The sequence below is a fragment of the Alteromonas sp. 07-89-2 genome, from assembly GCF_013113925.1.
Taxonomy (GTDB): domain Bacteria; phylum Pseudomonadota; class Gammaproteobacteria; order Enterobacterales; family Alteromonadaceae; genus Alteromonas; species Alteromonas macleodii.
Genome location: NZ_VTYM01000021.1, coordinates 17,669 through 34,676 on the forward strand (window position 1 = coordinate 17,669; position 17,008 = coordinate 34,676).

General features: G+C 44.8%; 16 protein-coding genes. 1 reads left to right on the forward strand and 15 read right to left on the reverse strand.

What is annotated here, in order from left to right:
• Positions 1–382: 382 nt before the first annotated feature.
• The 5 genes from F0261_RS13860 to metA all read right to left on the reverse strand — a co-directional run bounded on the left by F0261_RS13860 (position 383) and on the right by metA (position 6,004).
• Positions 383–667, reverse strand: a complete 285-nt coding sequence (locus tag F0261_RS13860) for a pyrimidine/purine nucleoside phosphorylase (RefSeq protein WP_014948660.1) — start codon at positions 665–667, stop codon at positions 383–385.
• 79 nt (positions 668–746) lie between these two features.
• Complete coding sequence (locus F0261_RS13865; RefSeq protein ID WP_171338256.1) at positions 747–1,337, reverse strand: DUF938 domain-containing protein; 591 nt, start codon at positions 1,335–1,337, stop codon at positions 747–749.
• Positions 1,338–1,360: 23 nt separating this feature from the next.
• Positions 1,361–3,985: a methionine synthase gene (metH, locus tag F0261_RS13870; RefSeq protein WP_171338257.1), complete on the reverse strand. Its 2,625-nt coding sequence runs from the start codon at positions 3,983–3,985 to the stop codon at positions 1,361–1,363.
• A 9-nt stretch (positions 3,986–3,994) separates the two neighbouring features.
• Positions 3,995–5,062 carry a homocysteine S-methyltransferase family protein gene (locus tag F0261_RS13875; protein ID WP_171338258.1) on the reverse strand — a complete coding sequence of 356 codons (1,068 nt, stop codon included), beginning with the start codon at positions 5,060–5,062 and terminating at the stop codon, positions 3,995–3,997.
• 3 nt (positions 5,063–5,065) lie between these two features.
• On the reverse strand, positions 5,066–6,004 hold the full coding sequence (metA, locus tag F0261_RS13880) for a homoserine O-succinyltransferase (protein WP_014978611.1): 939 nt from the start codon (positions 6,002–6,004) through the stop codon (positions 5,066–5,068).
• Between the two features lie 232 nt (positions 6,005–6,236).
• Between metA and F0261_RS13885 the strand changes: the two genes are divergently transcribed.
• Entirely contained in the window at positions 6,237–8,153 is a 1,917-nt protein-coding gene (locus F0261_RS13885; RefSeq protein ID WP_014978610.1) for a tetratricopeptide repeat protein, read from the forward strand.
• Positions 8,154–8,183: 30 nt separating this feature from the next.
• On the opposite strand, the gene F0261_RS13890 is transcribed toward F0261_RS13885, so the two are convergent.
• From F0261_RS13890 to F0261_RS13935, 10 genes are read right to left on the reverse strand one after another with little or no spacing between them, the layout of a single operon-like run.
• A complete protein-coding gene (locus tag F0261_RS13890) occupies positions 8,184–8,618 on the reverse strand; it encodes a DUF2802 domain-containing protein (RefSeq protein WP_171338259.1) in 435 nt (144 codons plus the stop codon).
• 59 nt (positions 8,619–8,677) lie between these two features.
• Entirely contained in the window at positions 8,678–9,169 is a 492-nt protein-coding gene (locus tag F0261_RS13895; RefSeq protein ID WP_014978609.1) for a chemotaxis protein CheW, read from the reverse strand.
• Positions 9,170–9,186: 17 nt separating this feature from the next.
• Positions 9,187–9,993 carry a chemotaxis protein CheW gene (locus tag F0261_RS13900; protein WP_014948653.1) on the reverse strand — a complete coding sequence of 269 codons (807 nt, stop codon included), beginning with the start codon at positions 9,991–9,993 and terminating at the stop codon, positions 9,187–9,189.
• A gap of 7 nt (positions 9,994–10,000) precedes the next feature.
• The gene (locus F0261_RS13905) at positions 10,001–10,765 is read right to left on the reverse strand and encodes a ParA family protein (protein ID WP_171338260.1); all 765 of its coding nucleotides are present in this window, start codon (positions 10,763–10,765) and stop codon (positions 10,001–10,003) included.
• A gap of 28 nt (positions 10,766–10,793) precedes the next feature.
• Positions 10,794–11,924, reverse strand: a complete 1,131-nt coding sequence (locus F0261_RS13910; RefSeq protein ID WP_014948651.1) for a chemotaxis response regulator protein-glutamate methylesterase — start codon at positions 11,922–11,924, stop codon at positions 10,794–10,796.
• A gap of 28 nt (positions 11,925–11,952) precedes the next feature.
• Positions 11,953–14,187 (reverse strand): chemotaxis protein CheA, encoded by a 2,235-nt coding sequence (locus F0261_RS13915; RefSeq protein ID WP_075176149.1) that lies wholly within the window; start codon positions 14,185–14,187, stop codon positions 11,953–11,955.
• Positions 14,188–14,199: 12 nt separating this feature from the next.
• Positions 14,200–14,955, reverse strand: coding sequence for a protein phosphatase CheZ (locus F0261_RS13920; protein ID WP_014948650.1), 756 nt, complete (start codon positions 14,953–14,955; stop codon positions 14,200–14,202).
• A gap of 34 nt (positions 14,956–14,989) precedes the next feature.
• Positions 14,990–15,373: a chemotaxis response regulator CheY gene (gene cheY, locus F0261_RS13925; RefSeq protein ID WP_012517682.1), complete on the reverse strand. Its 384-nt coding sequence runs from the start codon at positions 15,371–15,373 to the stop codon at positions 14,990–14,992.
• Positions 15,374–15,409: 36 nt separating this feature from the next.
• On the reverse strand, positions 15,410–16,141 hold the full coding sequence (locus tag F0261_RS13930) for an RNA polymerase sigma factor FliA (RefSeq protein WP_014948649.1): 732 nt from the start codon (positions 16,139–16,141) through the stop codon (positions 15,410–15,412).
• Entirely contained in the window at positions 16,138–17,004 is an 867-nt protein-coding gene (locus F0261_RS13935) for a MinD/ParA family protein (protein WP_014948648.1), read from the reverse strand. The genes F0261_RS13930 and F0261_RS13935 overlap by 4 nt, the downstream gene beginning before the upstream one ends.
• Between the last annotated feature and the right edge of the window lie 4 nt (positions 17,005–17,008).

Sequence of the window (17,008 nt, forward strand, 5' to 3'; positions counted from 1 at the left end):
CTAGACAAGGCGGATGTTTGACGGTTTAGTGGTTCTAAGTCGAAAACATTCAACGCCGTATAGATGGCACAAAGGCGCTGCCCGAAGGGGTCGTTATGGAAGCCTTTTACTCTTTGTCACAGCCCTTTAACTTAGCCCACTAGGCTTGCAGGACTGTTTCGCGATTAAAAGGCTTCCATTTAGACCAAAATTCGTACATCAAAGGTTAACAGGCCCTGATAATTCGCACACATTACAGGTTTAGTTTTATTAGTATAAAAGCGCAAGTGAGCCGAGCTCGCTTGCACTTCTAATACTTTGAGATATACAGAGAAATTTTACAACCTCTGAAAGTCAATTCTACGAAAGTTTAAATACAGTGTGAATTAAACACTTTTAAGAATTAGCTGTAAAAGCAAAGATAAGCGGTAGGCGTAGACACTTTTACGTCAAAAGAAGCATCGGCGGGTACATTAAAGCTGGTGCCTGTAGCAAAAGATTGCCATTCGTCACTTCCCGGAAGCTTCACAACTAGCTCACCTTCAACCACTTTCATTAGCTCTTTTTGTGATGTAGAAAATGTATATTCACCCGGCGACATCACGCCCGAGGTGCAGGGGCCGTTTGCAGATTCAAACCCAATCGAGCTCACTTTATTGTCGAAATAATGGTTTACTTTAAAGCTCATAGTTACTCCTTTGATTTGAGTGCTGTTGCTCTTTGTTTTAACTTTCCGTAATACAAATAGCTCCAGCCCTGGTACTTATTTAGCGTTTTTGCCAAATAAGCATATGGTTATTGGCGGGCATATCGATAATATCTTGCAAGCTCAACTCGCCTGCCCAAGCGGTAAGCTCGTTGATATCGCGGTAACCACCATAGCCACGCGCTAAGAGCGAAGCGTGGAAGGCTTGGTTACTTTCAGAGGTAAATTTACCGCTGTGTGTAAAAGGGCCATACTGACAAAATATGCCCCCTTTGGGTAAGTGCAACGCTACTGATTCCATTAGTAGCTTTGCCTCTTCTTTCTGCATGATATGTGCGGTGTTTGCCGTAAAAATGCCGTCTACGTCGAGGTTAGGAAATACATCTTGCCCCACAGTGAATGCAATGGGAGGTTTCACATTACCCACATTTGTATCACTCAGCCAAGCGGTAATGCCCTCGTGGTAGTGCGGTTGATCGCTTGTGTGCCAAATAAGATGGGGTAAGTGTTCAGCCAAAAATACGGCATGTTGTCCTGTCCCGCTTCCTATCTCTAAAACTTGTCGGCAGTTAGCAAATGTACGTTCAAGCACACTCAAAATGGCGCGCTTGTTGTTTTCACAGGCCTGACTAAAAGGCTTTTCGATTTGCATACACGTTATCTGCCTTATCAGCATTAATCACTTAGGTTAGGACCCAACCACTTTTCGGCTTCTTCTAAAGTCCAGCCTTTACGCGCGGCGTAATCTTCTACTTGGTCGGCTTGAATTTTGGCAACCGCAAAGTATTTGGCATCTGGGTGTGCAAAATACCAGCCCGATACCGACGCGCCCGGCCACATGGCGTAACTTTCCGTAAGCTTCATACCTGTGTGCTGCTCTGCTGACAATAAGTCCCAAATAAGCTGCTTCTCAGTGTGTTCTGGACACGCTGCATAACCGGGTGCAGGTCGAATGCCCCGATACTTTTCTCGTATCAGTTCTTCGTTACTTAATGATTCGTCAGCGGCGTAGCCCCAGTAGTGCTTGCGTACTTGTTCGTGTAGATATTCTGCAAACGCTTCAGCTAGTCTGTCTGCCACGGCTTTGACCATAATACCGTTGTAGTCATCACCTGCTTGAATATAACTATTAGCAAGCTCGTCTTCACCTATACCACCGGTGACGGCGAAAGCACCCACATAATCATTTATGCCGCTCGATTTCTCAGCAACAAAGTCTGCCAAACAATAATTTGCGAATTTGTCTTTTAAGGTTTGCTGACGCAAATGGTGGGCAACGCCTTGAACCTCACTTCTAGATTCATCAGTATAAATTTCAACATCGTCATCAACGCGGTTAGCAGGAAACAAGCCGATAACGCCTTTTGCCTCAAGACTCTTCTCTTCGATAATCTTATCCAACATAGCGTTGGCATCATTAAACAATGACCGGGCCTGCTCACCGACTACTTCATCCTCGAGTATACGTGGGTATTTGCCTGCTAAAGACCAGGTTAAGAAAAATGGTGTCCAGTCAATGTAGTTACGAAGCGTAGCTAAATCGGCGGTTACCGGTGTAACACCTAAGCTCGCAGGTTTTACCGGTAAAGTCGTATAATCTGGCTTAAAAGCGTTTTCTCTCGCCTGAGTTAATGTCACCGGCTTGCTGCGCGGCTTTTTACGGGCGTGCTGTTCACGTACCGTATCGTATTCTTTTGCCAGTTCTTCTGCATAAATATCGCGAGACGCTTTGTTTAGAAGACGCTGACATACGCCTACTGCTCTACTTGCATTTGGAACATAAGCCACAGGCGCATGGTAATTTTGTTCAATTTTTACTGCGGTATGCGCTTTAGACGTCGTCGCCCCGCCAATAAGTAAAGGAATATCAAAGCCTTGACGTTCCATTTCTTTGGCTACGTGAACCATCTCATCAAGTGATGGCGTAATAAGGCCTGACAAACCAATCATATCAACGTTTTCATCTTTAGCGGTTTGTAAAATTGTTGCCGCTGGCACCATCACGCCTAGGTCAATCACTTCAAAGTTATTACACTGAAGTACCACGCCTACGATATTTTTACCGATATCGTGAACATCACCTTTTACCGTAGCGAGAAGAATTTTACCGTTGCTTTTAGCATCGTCTGACTTTTCTTCTTCAATGTATGGCTGTAAATGGGCTACCGCTTTTTTCATAACGCGAGCCGACTTTACCACCTGCGGAAGGAACATCTTACCTTCGCCGAACAAATCCCCTACTACGTTCATGCCGTCCATTAATGGCCCTTCGATAACGTGTAACGGACGCTCAGCTTGCTGACGCGCTTCTTCGGTATCTTCAATAATGTAATCGGTGATGCCCTTAACAAGCGCGTGCTCTAAGCGCTTATTTACCTCTTGTTCGCGCCAAGACAAGTCTTCTTTTGCGGCAGCCTTACCATCACCTTGATAATTAGGGGCAATATCAAGCAAGCGCTCTGTGGCATCACTTCTGCGATTTAGAATCACGTCTTCAACGGCATCTCGAAGTTCAGCGGGAATTTCGTCATATACCTCTAGCTGACCGGCATTAACGATTGCCATATCCATACCGGCTCGAATAGCGTGGTACAGAAACACCGAGTGCATAGCCTCGCGCACTGGGTTGTTTCCCCTGAAAGAGAAAGAGATGTTAGAAAGGCCACCAGAAATATGGGAATACGGACAGGTTTTACGTATCTCACGGGTAGCTTCGATAAAATCAACCGCGTAATTATCGTGTTCTTCAATCCCCGTTGCTACTGCGAAAATATTGGGGTCAAAGATAATATCTTCAGGCGGAAAACCAACTTCTTCAGTCAAAAGCTTGTAGCTACGCTGACAAATTTCAACTTTGCGGGCTTGTGTGTCGGCCTGCCCGGTCTCGTCAAACGCCATCACTACGGTTGCAGCACCATAGCGCTTTATTAGCTTAGCTTGATTTAAGAAGAGTTCTTCACCTTCTTTTAAGCTAATCGAGTTAACTATCGCTTTACCTTGTACACACTTAAGCCCGGCTTCGATAATTTCCCATTTAGACGAGTCGATCATAATGGGAACTCGGCTAATATCTGGCTCAGAAGCGATAAGGTTTAAAAATGTGATCATGGCCTGCTTTGAATCAAGCATGGCCTCATCCATATTGATATCGATGATTTGGGCACCGTTTTCTACCTGCTGTCTTGCGACATCAAGAGCGGTTTCATAATCACCTTCAAGAATAAGACGTTTAAAGCGAGCAGAACCTGTAACGTTAGTGCGCTCACCGATATTAATAAATGTTGAAAATTCTGCGCTCATAATGCCCTCCTAGTGTACAAACGGCTCTAGGCCTGACAAACGCATTTTAGGTTTAAATTCGGGAATCTTGCGTGGCGCGAGACCTTCAACCGCACTGGCAATATCGCGAATGTGCTCTGGGGTACTCCCACAACAACCACCTACGATATTTACTAGCCCTGATTGCGCCCATTCTTTGATATGCTCGGCCATCTCCGGACCTTCCATATCGTATTCACCAAATTCGTTAGGTAAGCCCGCATTAGGGTGGGCAGATATGAAGCACTCACTCACATTAGCCACTTCATCGACATATTGACGTAATAGGTCTGGTCCAAGTGCGCAGTTTAAGCCGAATGAAAACGGACTTATGTGCCGCATTGAGTAATAAAATGCTTCCGCGGTTTGACCAGAGAGCGTACGCCCTGAAGCGTCTGTGATAGTGCCTGATACCATCACGGGCAAAGACTTACCTAGTTTTTCAAACACCGACTCTACGGCAAACGCTGCTGCTTTGGCGTTTAGCGTATCGAAAATAGTTTCAAGCATGATTAGGTCAACGCCGCCCTCAATGAGTGCTTCGGTAGACTCGCTATACGCTTCTACTAACTCGTCAAACGTGACGTTGCGCTTACCTGGGTCATTGACATCAGGTGAGATTGAAGCGGTGCGGTTTGTTGGACCTAGTACACCGGCTACGAAACGAGGTTTCTCAGGTGTTTTTGCGGTGAATTCGTCGGCAGCTTTGCGCGCTAACTTAGCCGCAGCCACATTAATATCCCGTGATTGGGCCTGCATGTCATAATCGGCCATAGCGATAGTCGTCGCGTTAAACGTATTGGTTTCTATAATATCTGCGCCAGCTTCAAAATAATCACAGTGAATCTGATAAATAATGTCTGGCTGGGTAAGTACTAATAGGTCGTTATTACCCTTTACGTCGCAGTGCCAGTCGGCAAACTGTGTTCCGCGATAATCTTCTTCTTCTAACTTATGGCGCTGGATCATGGTGCCCATGGCGCCGTCTAATATAAGAATGCGCTTTTTAGCGGCTTCTGTAAGCGTTGTCTGCGCGCTAGAATTTGGTCTTTGGCTCACGTGCTACCTCTTTGGCTGTGACTTTTCAGCAAGCTGACTTAAATCGTAAGGCGTGGTCTGATAAACATAATAATTCAGCCAGTTTGTAAACAATAGGCTGCCGTGTGAGCGCCACTGTACAATAGGAGGCTTGGCTGGATCATCCCCTTCAAAATAATTTTTTGGAATTACTGGCGTTTGTCCCGCGGCAATATCTCGAAAATACTCGTCTTTAAGTGTATCTGGATCGTATTCCGGGTGACCCGTTACAAATACCATGCGCTTATCTTCTGACGCCACAATATAAGCGCCTACATCGTCAGACTCTGCAACAACACTAAGTCCATCGACGCTGTTATACAACGAGGTGTTAATATGCCCATAGCGGGAATGTGGTGCGTAAAAAGAAGGGTCAAAGCCTCTTAATAGCTCATTGTTCGGGTCATTCACTTTATGTTTAAAGACACCTGAAAACTTTTCGTCTCTAAGCTCTCGTGTAATGCCGTAAAAGTGATACATGGCGGCGTGAGCAGCCCAACATAAGTAAAGGGTTGAGTTCACGTGACGCTGCGCCCACTCCAATATGGTGGTCATGGTTTCCCAGTACTTTACTTCCTCGTAATCGATAAGCGCGAGAGGCGCACCGGTGACAATGAGGCCATCGTATTTCTTATTCGCTACCGCTGAAAAGTCGTGATAGAAAGCATCCATGTGCGATTGCGGGGTATTCTTCGGCGCTTGATTATCAATTCGAATTAAATCCACGTTTATTTGCAGTGGCGTGTTCGATAACAGGCGAAGTAACTGTACCTCTGTTTCTATCTTGTTCGGCATTAAATTAAGAATACCGACTTCAAGAGGACGAATATCCTGATTGGCAGCCCTGTCCATGTCCATGGTAAAAATATTTTCACCTAGTAGTACATTCTGCGCGGGTAACTGCTCAGGAATACGAATTGGCATAGAGGGCTCCAGTGATAAATTACAATATCTGTATTGTGTCTATAACTGGCAATATGTCAACATCTTTACGTCTAGACGTCTAAACGAAATTGATACTTTTGAACCCATTAAGACACAACTTAGACTCCTCTTATGATTGATGAATGAAAAACTAATTGTTATAAATTGTTTAATTTTTATTCTCCCCTTAATTATTTTACACGCCATAGAAACCAAAGAAAGGAAGACACAAATGACTCAGTCATCAAAACGGACTTACGGTCAATTAGTAGAAAACTGGTTTCTGCGCAATTACAAGGCAGTATGTATTATTGGTGGTGCGGTTATTGGTTTGCTTAGCTTTTACGACACTATGCGACAACAAGGAAAATCTTTTGTTTGTGATATGCCCTATATGTCAGGCTGGAGCTGGCTTAAATGTCAGCAGCTAAGTCAATCTCAAATAGAATGGTTAATGCAATTGGATAAAGACGGTAAGCTTTCTGCGATACAAAGAGAACTACTCGAGAAGGAAGAGCACCGTCTAATAAATAACCTGCTGGAACGATTAGCTGAACCAATTTCAGAAGATGAACCAGAGGCTCGTGCTGCTACAGAGTTGGTTATAATAAATAAGTTAGATGAAGCAGAACCGTCTGAATTAAATGCACTAGAGCTTATTTCGAATGGGAAAACAGATGAAGGGCTCGCTAATCTAGAAGCTCAAGCAGTAGAAGCCCAAAGCAACGCTACAAAAAAATGGCGTCAGTTAGGAAAACTTTCCTACGCCGTTAACACAGACTTAGCAATAACCGCTTACCAGCAAATCCATAAATTAGGGGTAGCTAATATTTGGGACAAAATATATCTCTCTAGATTATTGCAACGAGCTGGTAAAACCCATGAAGCGTATGTCATCGTGAAAGATGCTCTAGGTAATAACAGCTTAAACAGTAGGCATTTGGGTACAATACATAACGAAATGGGCGACTTGTATGTAACTATGGGCAATTTACCAGAAGCCTTAATCTCTTACGAAAACGCATTGAGGATTCGTAAAAAATTAGTAACAAACGATTCAAGCAACTTCAAATTAAAGCGAGACCTCGCTGTTTCATATGACAAATTTGGTCATATTGAGCTGGCCCAAGGCAATCTGCCAGCGGCGCTCAAAGCTTACCAACAAGCTTGGACTATTGCACATACTCTAGTGGAAAACACGCCTTCCAACCATGAATGGCAACGAGACTTATCAGTCTCCTTTGATAACATTGCCAATATAGAACGATTACGAGGCAATTATTTTTCAGCGCTCATATCTTATAAACAAGCTTTAGATATACGTAAGTCCTTAACCGACGCTTTTCCTGAAAATAGCAGTCGTCAGAGAGATCTTCTTGTTTCCTATGACAAAATTGGACACATCGAAAGATTACTGGGGGATTTTTCGAATTCCCTAAGCGCATATACAAAGGTTTTAAAAATTGCACAAGCATTAGTAGCGCGCGATCCTAGCAATAGAGAATGGAATAGGGATTTAGCGGCTTCTTTTAGCAACATAGGCCATATCAAAAGATCGCAAGGAGACTTAGATGCTGCCCACGAGTCTTATAATCAAGCTCTTTCGATAACTAGAGCCCTTGCTTATAACGACCCCAACAATAGTGAGTGGCAAAGAGATTTATCAGTGGCGTTTAATAATATTGGTCTTGTGAAACTTACCGAAGGTTCCTTGGATGAATCTTTAACATTTTATCGTGAGGCATTAAGCATTCTCGAAGAATTAGTGACGCGAGATCCTGCAAATAATGAATGGAAAAGGTATTACTCGATATCACAGATGAACATAGGAGATATAGAGTTAAAAAAAGGAAATTACGCAGCTGCTTTGCAGTTGTTTGATAGAGCATTAGCAATAAGAATAGATTTAACGGATAGAATACCTAGTAATCGTGAATGGCGGAACGATTTAGCAGTTTCTTTTCACAAAATTGGAGACCTGTATCGCGCCATGGGTCAGATTAGCAATGCGCTCTTAAACTACGAAAAAAGCTTGTCTCTTCTAGGACAACTCATGGAGCACTTTCCTGACAATCACAATATTCGAACTACCGAAAAACTAGTTCAGATAAAGCTACATAATCTTCGAGGAAAAATAGCAAAGAATTAGTATTTGCTGATTGCAAATAACTACAAGCAACTAATTATTTTGTTTATGCACCATTGCCAACATCTCAGCTTCGGCACGAGGAATGTCGCAGGCTTCAATAATTTCATCAATGCTAGCGCCTTGCTTGACTAAGTCCGCCGCACGCTGATATAGGCGTAGGGAAGGATCTTGAAGCTTGAGTTCTCGAAGCTGGTTTTCAATATCAGTTTGCTTTTCGTCTAACTCTTGAAGGTGTCGAGTGATCACCAAGGTGCGTGCTTGCGCCTCAGTTTGTTGATTATTTGCATTTTTAGCAAGGGCTTCAGTGCGGGCAATAGCCTCTGCGTTAGCATGTTCGCTTTCGCTTAATGCAGAACGCAACTGCTTAATGTGTGAATACAGCACACCCATCGCTGCGATGAGTATAACTACAAGAATACACAGTATGAGTTCTAATAAGGTAGGTGCAGCAAGCTGCCAATCCATGGACATAACCCTTGGGGAAATGTAGGCAGTATTATAGTCAATACCGCCTATTCATTTATTTAGATGTTGCTAAGCTCGTCCCACTCTTCGTCGCTTAACAATTTATTAAGATCTACAAGAATAAGCAGTTCGCCGTCGCGGTTACTTACACCTTGGATAAACTTAGCACTCTCTTCAGTACCTACGTTAGGGGCACTGTCAATCTCTGAAGATTTCAAGTAAACCACCTCAGCGACACTATCCACCAGAATACCAACCACCTGCTCGTCAGACTCAATAATAACGATACGGGTATTGTCAGTCATTTCTGTTGGCGGTAATCCGAAACGTGCACGTGTATCGATAACCGTTACTACGTTACCACGCAGATTGATAATACCAAGTACATAGTCAGGTGCACCGGGTACAGGGGCTATTTCGGTATAACGCAAGACCTCTTGAACTTGCATCACGTTGATACCGTAAGTTTCTTCACCTAAGCGATACGTTACCCATTGAAGGACTTCGTCGTTGCTGTCGGTGGCGTTATTATTTATTCTTTCGTCGCTCATGAACCTGGCTCCCAATACTATGGCGTCTGGTCGTTACTGCCTAAGCCTTTGTTAAGCATAGATATTAATTCTTCAACGTCAATTAACGCGCACATCTTTTCTTTAACCATCCCTGCTAACCAGGGACGCTTACCTGTGGACTCGCGCCATTTAACATCATCGGTAGTCAAATTGACCGTATTGACTAGCTTTTCACTAGCCAGACCCCACGCACTTTCCCCTAACATTATAAGATATCGGTAGTTAAGCGATTGTGCGAGGTTTTCGTCATATTTTTCTGGCATTACCCATTTTGCAGAGTCAACAACACTAAGTTTAGACTCTCTGTGCAACATTACACCCATAAACCAATCAGGTTTTCCAAATAAAGGGCCAATCTTCTCAATTTGGTGGATCCCACCTAGCGACGTCAAAGGCACCGCAAGTGTTAACCCTGCAACCTCAAAGAATAGCGCCTGAAAGCGAAAACCGAGAGTATCCTTTAGTGGAACTTTTGTTTTTTCAGCGCGGTTTAACGCAGCTTCTTGTTCATTTTCTACTAAAGTTTCTGCGTGAGACTGTTGCTGTTCATCTTCAATTGTCTCTGCTTTTTGCGTTTCAATTAACGATGTAACCTTTTCCGCTATCGCTTCTTGTTCATTCGATTGCGGCTCACTTTCATTGGCGGTAGAAGCAAGTGCCGTTTCAGCCATCTGCTGAGAAGCCTGCTCGAGCAATTTTGCCGTGCGCGCAGTCACATCTTCCGGTGCTTCTGGCTCTTTGAGGAGGCTATCAAGGTATGCCTCCATCACTTCTTCACGGGCAAAAGGCGATTGCTTGCTCATGTTCTCGTTATTTCTCCAATACCGCTAATAGTTTCTCGTACGCAGACACACCACGTGTTTTGGGGTACGCTGCGGAAATGGGAAGCTGTACTAAACTCGCATCCCTGAAGTGCGTGTCGACGGGAATAACCCCTTCCCACACGCGCTCACCATAGTCATTCATTAAGCGCTTTCGCGATGCAAGCGCCGCGTTAGTTCGCTTATCAAACATAGTTGGAATAATCACAGTATCAAAGGATTTGTCCAACGAACGTCCCATAATTTCCATGGTACGAATCATTCTGTCTAGCCCTTTAAGCGCCAGATATTCCGTTTGGGTAGGCACGATAACCTTGTCACACGCTGCAAGAGCGTTAACCATCAGCACCCCAAGCACTGGAGGGCAATCGATGATAGCAACATCGAATTCCCCTGCGATTTTTGCCAACGCTTTTTTTAGGACTAAGCCCATACCTTTTTCGCTACCCATCGTTCTATCTAAGGTCGCGAGCGCCATTGTTGCAGGAAGCACATATAAGTTGTCTAACTTTGTCGGGCACAGACAATCCATAACATTATCGGCCGTAATGTCATTAGACTTAATAAAAATATCGTAAACTGAATGACTTGACGCTTCTGCATCGATACCGAAGTAATAACTCAGCGATGCATGTGGATCAGTATCAATCATGAGCACTCGCTTGCCTTGCTGTGCAAGCAAGCCGCCAAGGCTCACCGTAGTGGTAGTCTTTCCTACACCACCTTTCTGATTCGCTACTGTCCACACTTTCATATTTGCTGTTCCATTACTGTTCAAACTGCTATCGCATTTCGGTTTGAACGCAACTGCTCATATCATCAATGTTTATATTTTTACTGGATATATTGGCAACGGCTACAGCTTGAGGCATACCGTACACAACACAGGAATCTTGGTCTTGAGCCCAAATCGTTGCGCCTTTTTCCTTGAGCATTCGGCATCCTTCTCTGCCGTCAGCCCCCATACCCGTTAATATAATTCCTAATACATCCCCACCATAAGCTTTAGCCAGAGAACTGAAAGTGAGATCAACACTGGGCTTATAATTCACCTTGTCGCTCGCACTTGCATCAACAATGGCAATGCGTTTATTCGCACCTATGGTTTCTAGCAACATTTGCTTCCCACCGGGAGCAAGATACGCATGACCTGGTTTTAGAATGTCGCCGTGCTCGGCTTCTTTTACTCTAATCTTACAGTTTGTGTCTAAACGCTGTGCAAATGCCGTAGTAAATGTTCCAGGCATGTGTTGTACAAGCAAAATGGGGTATGGAAACTCTGCAGGTAAAGGGGACAGCACTTTTTGAAGCGCCACAGGCCCGCCTGTAGAAGCCCCAATTGCCAAACACTTGTAGTGCTTTCCCGTCGCTCTTACAGACGAAACGGTTGGTTGTTTGGCTGCGTCTTTATGCCCTGATAGCAACCCTGATGTTTTAAAAAACGCCTGCTTTGGCGCATTATCAGGAAGCTTTCTTGCCTCTGTAGAGCGAAACGACGGACGCTTAAGACCAATACCACGACGCGCTATTAAGCGTACTTTTGTACACAACAAGCGCGATGCGTCTTTTCTGTCCTGCGCGATATCTTCAAATTTCTTGGGTAAGAAATCGAGCGCGCCCGCTTCTAACGCATCTAATGTTGCTTGCGCACCATGATGCGTAAGCGAAGAAAACATAAGAATAGGTGTAGGCCGTTTGTCCATTATGGCCTTTACAGCTGAAATGCCGTCCATGACAGGCATTTCAACATCCATCGTTATCACATCCGGCTTAAGCGCTTCTGCTTTTTCAAGTGCATCGCGCCCATTTCTCGCTTCCCCAACAACTTCAAGTTCCCTATCGCCATCGAGTATTTCTTTTACTCGACGACGATAAAAAGTCGAGTCGTCCACGACAAGGACTTTAAAGACCATGGATTATTATTCCTGTTAATTCATCGCCTTACTTGATGGGTTTACGCGCATACCGTTTAAGCAGGCTCGGAATATCTAAAATTAGTGCAATTCCACCGTCTGATGTAATCGTGGCTCCCGCCATACCAGGCGTGCCTTGCAATAATGCATCAAGAGGTTTAATAACCACTTCTTCTTGGCCTATTAGCGCGTCTACTACGAATCCTACTTGTTGTGTACCAATTTGCACTACAACAACGTGTCCCTTTTCTCTATCGATGTTTTTGGGACCTCGAATCAACCATTCACCAAGGAAGAACAACGGAATTGCTTTTGAACGAACTATCATTGTTAGCTGGCCATCGACCGTGTTGGTCTTTTTGATGTCCATATTTATTATTTCGTTCACCGCACCTAATGGTAACGCAAAGGTTTGTTTTCCTACAACAATCATTAGCGTCGGAAGAATGGCTAGCGTTAGCGGAACTTTGATATCCAGTCGCGTGCCTTTTCCTAGCTGTGAATCAATGTTCACGGTGCCGTTAAGTTGGTTAATTTTGGTCTTAACCACGTCCATGCCCACACCGCGACCAGAAATATCACTAATTTCTGTTTTGGTTGAGAACCCTGGCGCGAATATCAAGTTAAACGCTTCAACATCCGACATACGTGCAGCTGCGTCTGCGTCTAGTACACCGCGACTAATAGCAATTTCTTTAAGCTTTTCAGGATCCATTCCTTTACCATCATCTTCGATGGTTAGAAGAATATGATCGCCTTCTTGAGATGCCGATAGCTGAACCGTACCCATGCGCGGTTTACCCGCTGCAGCACGGTCATCAGGCATTTCAATACCATGGTCGACGGAGTTTCTCACCAAATGCACAAGTGGATCGGCCAGTGCTTCGACCAGGTTTTTGTCTAAATCAGTTTCCTCACCCACAAGCTCAAGGGTTATTTCTTTTTTCAAGCTTCTAGCGAGGTCTCGAACAACGCGAGGGAAACGACCAAACACCTTCTTGATAGGTTGCATGCGGGTTTTCATTACCGCACCTTGCAAGTCGCCCGTTACCACATCTAAGTTGGCAATGGCTTTGGACATGCTTTCGTCGTTACTGTTGATACCCAAGCTTATTAGCCTGTTTCTCACTAGTACGAGTTCACCCACCATGTTCATAATTTGGTCAAGGCGCTTGGTATCTACACGTACTGTAGTCTCAGCAGGAGGCGCAGCTGGTGCCGCCTTCTTCTCATCTTTTTTAGGCGCTGCTTTTGGTGCAGCAGGTGCGCTTGCTTTAGCTGGCGCTGCGGCGCTTGGAGCAGGCGTCGCTTTTGGCGCAGCTGGCGCTGCTTGTTTCGCTTTTTGAACCGCTTCTGTTGCTGCCTTATCTACAGGAGGCTCTGGCGCCTTTGAAACGGCTCCTTGCTTGGTAGGCCCTTGCCCTGAGCCATGCAGTTGGTCAAGCAGTGCTTCAAATTCGTCATCGGTGATTTCTTCATCACCAGCTGCACTCGGCGTAACTGGTGCTGGAGCTGGTGTATTTGCCGTTGGCGCAGCTTCTTCACCACCAAACTTGCCTTTGCCATGTAAATCATCGAGCAGCGCTTCAAATTCTTCGTCGGTGATATCGTCGTTATCACTAGCGGCAGCAGGTGCAGCAGCCTTTGCAGGTTCGCTTTTAGCCGCTGAGGACTGTCCTGGTGCCCCAGAGCCATGAAGCTCATCAAGCAGCGCTTCAAACTCATCTTCAGTGATTTCGTCAATACCACCGCTATCACCAGAACTTGGTGCCTGTGCAGTAGGCTCTTCAACAACTAATTCTGGCTCTTCAATCGCGGGCTCAGGTTCTGACGCCGGCGCGCTTTGTTCACCAAAAATATTCTCATCTGGAGATTCCGGGCGACTTAGTTTGTGTAACAAGTCGACTAGGTGTGCATCTGCTGGCTCTAATGGATCCCGAGCTTTCACTCGTTCAAACATTTCAACCACCACATCTGTGGCTTGCAGAATAATATCCATTAGTTCAGGGGTTAGTGTTCGTTGCCCGTTACGCATTACGTCAAAGACGTTTTCCGCACCGTGACAAATTTCTACTAACTCGGTAAGAGACAGGAACCCTGCTCCCCCTTTAACTGTGTGATAACCACGGAAAATTGCATTCAACAAATCCGCATCTTCAGGATTGTTCTCAAGATCAACGAGCTGTTCTTGTAATTGTTCAAGTATCTCTCCAGCCTCAACTAGAAAGTCCTGTAATATATCCTCGTCAACATCAAACGACATGCGCCCGCTCCCCTAAAAACCTAAGCTAGACAGAAGATCATCTACATCATCTTGGCCTGACACGACGTCGTCGCGCTTATCGGCATCAATGATAGGGCCTTCTGCCTCTACACCATCAACCTTATCGGCCTTAACGCTAGATGGTTTAGTTTGTTCTGCACCGTCGCGTTCACCAAACATGGTAAGCATGTTAACTAAGCTGTCTTCCACTTCTTTAACCAAGTCGATAACGCGGCGAATAACCTGACCAGTTAAGTCTTGATAACCTTGAGCCATCAATACTTCTGTAAGTAACTGTGTAAGTTTAGCTGACTGTGCCGAACCTTCTTCCAACAATTCGTCTAAGTCTGCGCATAAAGCCTTGAATTCTCCCAACTCTATTTGGCGATTCATCAGCTTCTTCCACTCAGGCATAACCTTTTCGATGCGCGCCGACAGCATTTCAGCTATAGGCATGCTCGCTTCAACGGCATCCATAGTAGTATTAGCAGCTTTTTCAGTTTCTTCAATTACGTAGGTTAGGCGGGATTGTGCATCGGGAATATCATCGGTCGCGAGATTTTTAATGCGGTCGTCTATTTGGAAATTATTCAGCGCGTCATGGAGCTGACGCGTCAGTTTCCCTACTTCGGCAAACAACTCAACGTTTTCTTTCATTGAGGCCGCTTCTAATAGGGCATTGGCTGAAGCGTTGTCACCCTCTTCAAGGTAGGTGACAAGCTGTTTTGCTTCTTCCAACGAAATTGGAACGTTTACATTCGTTGACATCCAGTAAACCTCATTTCTCTGGTGAGCGTCTGGATCAACCTAAACGTTCGAATATTTTATCTAATTTTTCTTTAAGTGTTGCTGCAGTGAACGGCTTAACAACGTAGCCATTAACACCTGCTTGCGCGGCGGCAACAATTTGCTCTTTCTTCGCTTCAGCAGTAACCATAAGTACTGGTAGGTGCTTGAGCTTGTCATCGGCTCTAATCGCGCGAAGCAAGTCAATACCCTGCATTCCAGGCATGTTCCAATCGGTAACTACGAAATCGAAATCACCTTGCTGCAACATAGGCAATGCAGTACTTCCGTCATCCGCTTCCTGGATGTTGGAAAAACCCAAATCTTTAAGTAGGTTTTTGATGATACGTCTCATGGTAGAAAAATCATCGACCACGAGAATTTTCATGCTTTTGTCCAAAATAGCCTCCAGTGAGGGGTTAATTGTTATTAATTTCTATTCTTCGTCAGCTTGCCACGACTTCATTCGTGATTTGAGTTTTAACATGGCCTGACTGTGAATTTGACTGACTCTCGATTCACTTACATCAAGAACCTCCCCAATTTCTCTTAGGTTCAGCTCTTCATCATAATACAGCGAAAGTACAATCGCTTCTCTTTCAGGTAATGTCGTAATTGCATGGGCAAGCGCTTTTTGGAAAGCGCCTTGCATCAAATCTTCCAGTGGTGCGTCGCTACCTCGATTTTGCTCTGTCGAAATAACATCTTCTGACACACCTAAATCTTCAATACCTACCAGCTTTCCGGCATTTACTTCATTAAGCATTTGGTGATAGTCCTGCAAGCTTACATTAAGCTTATCAGCAATATCAGAATCTCTAGCATCGCGGCCTGTTTCGCTTTCTACTTGCGAAATTGCTTCAGTGATCGCTCGGCCATTTCGGTGGACTGAACGCGGTGTCCAATCCCCTTTGCGAATTTCATCTAGCATAGCACCGCGAATGCGAATACCGGCAAACGTTTCAAAGCTGGCTCCTTTTGAACCATCAAAGTTTCGCGCGGCTTCTAATAATCCAATCATGCCTGATTGAATTAAATCGTCTACAAGAACACTAGCCGGCAATCGCGCTATCAAGTGATGCGCTATACGCTTAACCAATGGCGCATGTCTTTCGACTAACTGCGCTTTATCGGTTTGTTGTTGATAAGCGGCTGCCTTGCTGTTCAACGCTGACTTCCTACGGCTTTTTCTGCAACTAATTGTTCAATGAAAAACTCTAAATGGCCACCTGGCTGCGCTGGAATAGGCCATGTTAAGGCTTTACTTGCCAACTGTGTTATTGCAACGGCTGCCGGTGAACCTGGGTAAGCATCGACAATGGCAGTTTGTTTACGTACTGCTTTACGAATGTTCTCGTCAAACGGTACTGTCGCCACTAATTCTAGTGCAACATCTAAAAAACGCCCTGTCACTTTGCTTAATTTACTAAATAGCTCTTGGCCTTCTCGCACGTCGCGCACCATATTAGCCACAACTTTGAAGCGGAAAACACCGTGCTCTCTATTCAGAATTTTTATCAATGCATACGCATCTGTCAATGAAGTAGGCTCGTCACACACAACGACCATGATGTCTTGTGAGGCTTTTGAAAAGCTCAACACCATGTCTGAAATACCTGCCGCTGTATCAACGATAAGCACGTCAATTTGCGAGCGCAGCTCACTAAAGGCTCGAATTAGGCCAGCGTGTTGCGTTGGCGACAATTCTGCCATCGACTGCGTGCCTGATGTGGCAGGGGCAATCTTTATTCCGTGCGGACCGGTAACTAATACTTCATCAAGTGTACATTCGCCGGAAAGCACGTGGGATAAGTTTTTCTCAACACGCAAACCTAACATAACGTCTACGTTAGCAAGACCGAGGTCCGCATCGAGAACCATTACACGTTTACCTTGCTTCGCCATGGCGATAGCGGTGTTCAATGTAATGTTTGTTTTACCTACGCCACCTTTGCCACCGGTGACGGCGATTACTTTGATTAACCGTGATTGCTTCATTTTTCTTAAGCTACTCGCTTGGTCGTCAATCATACTG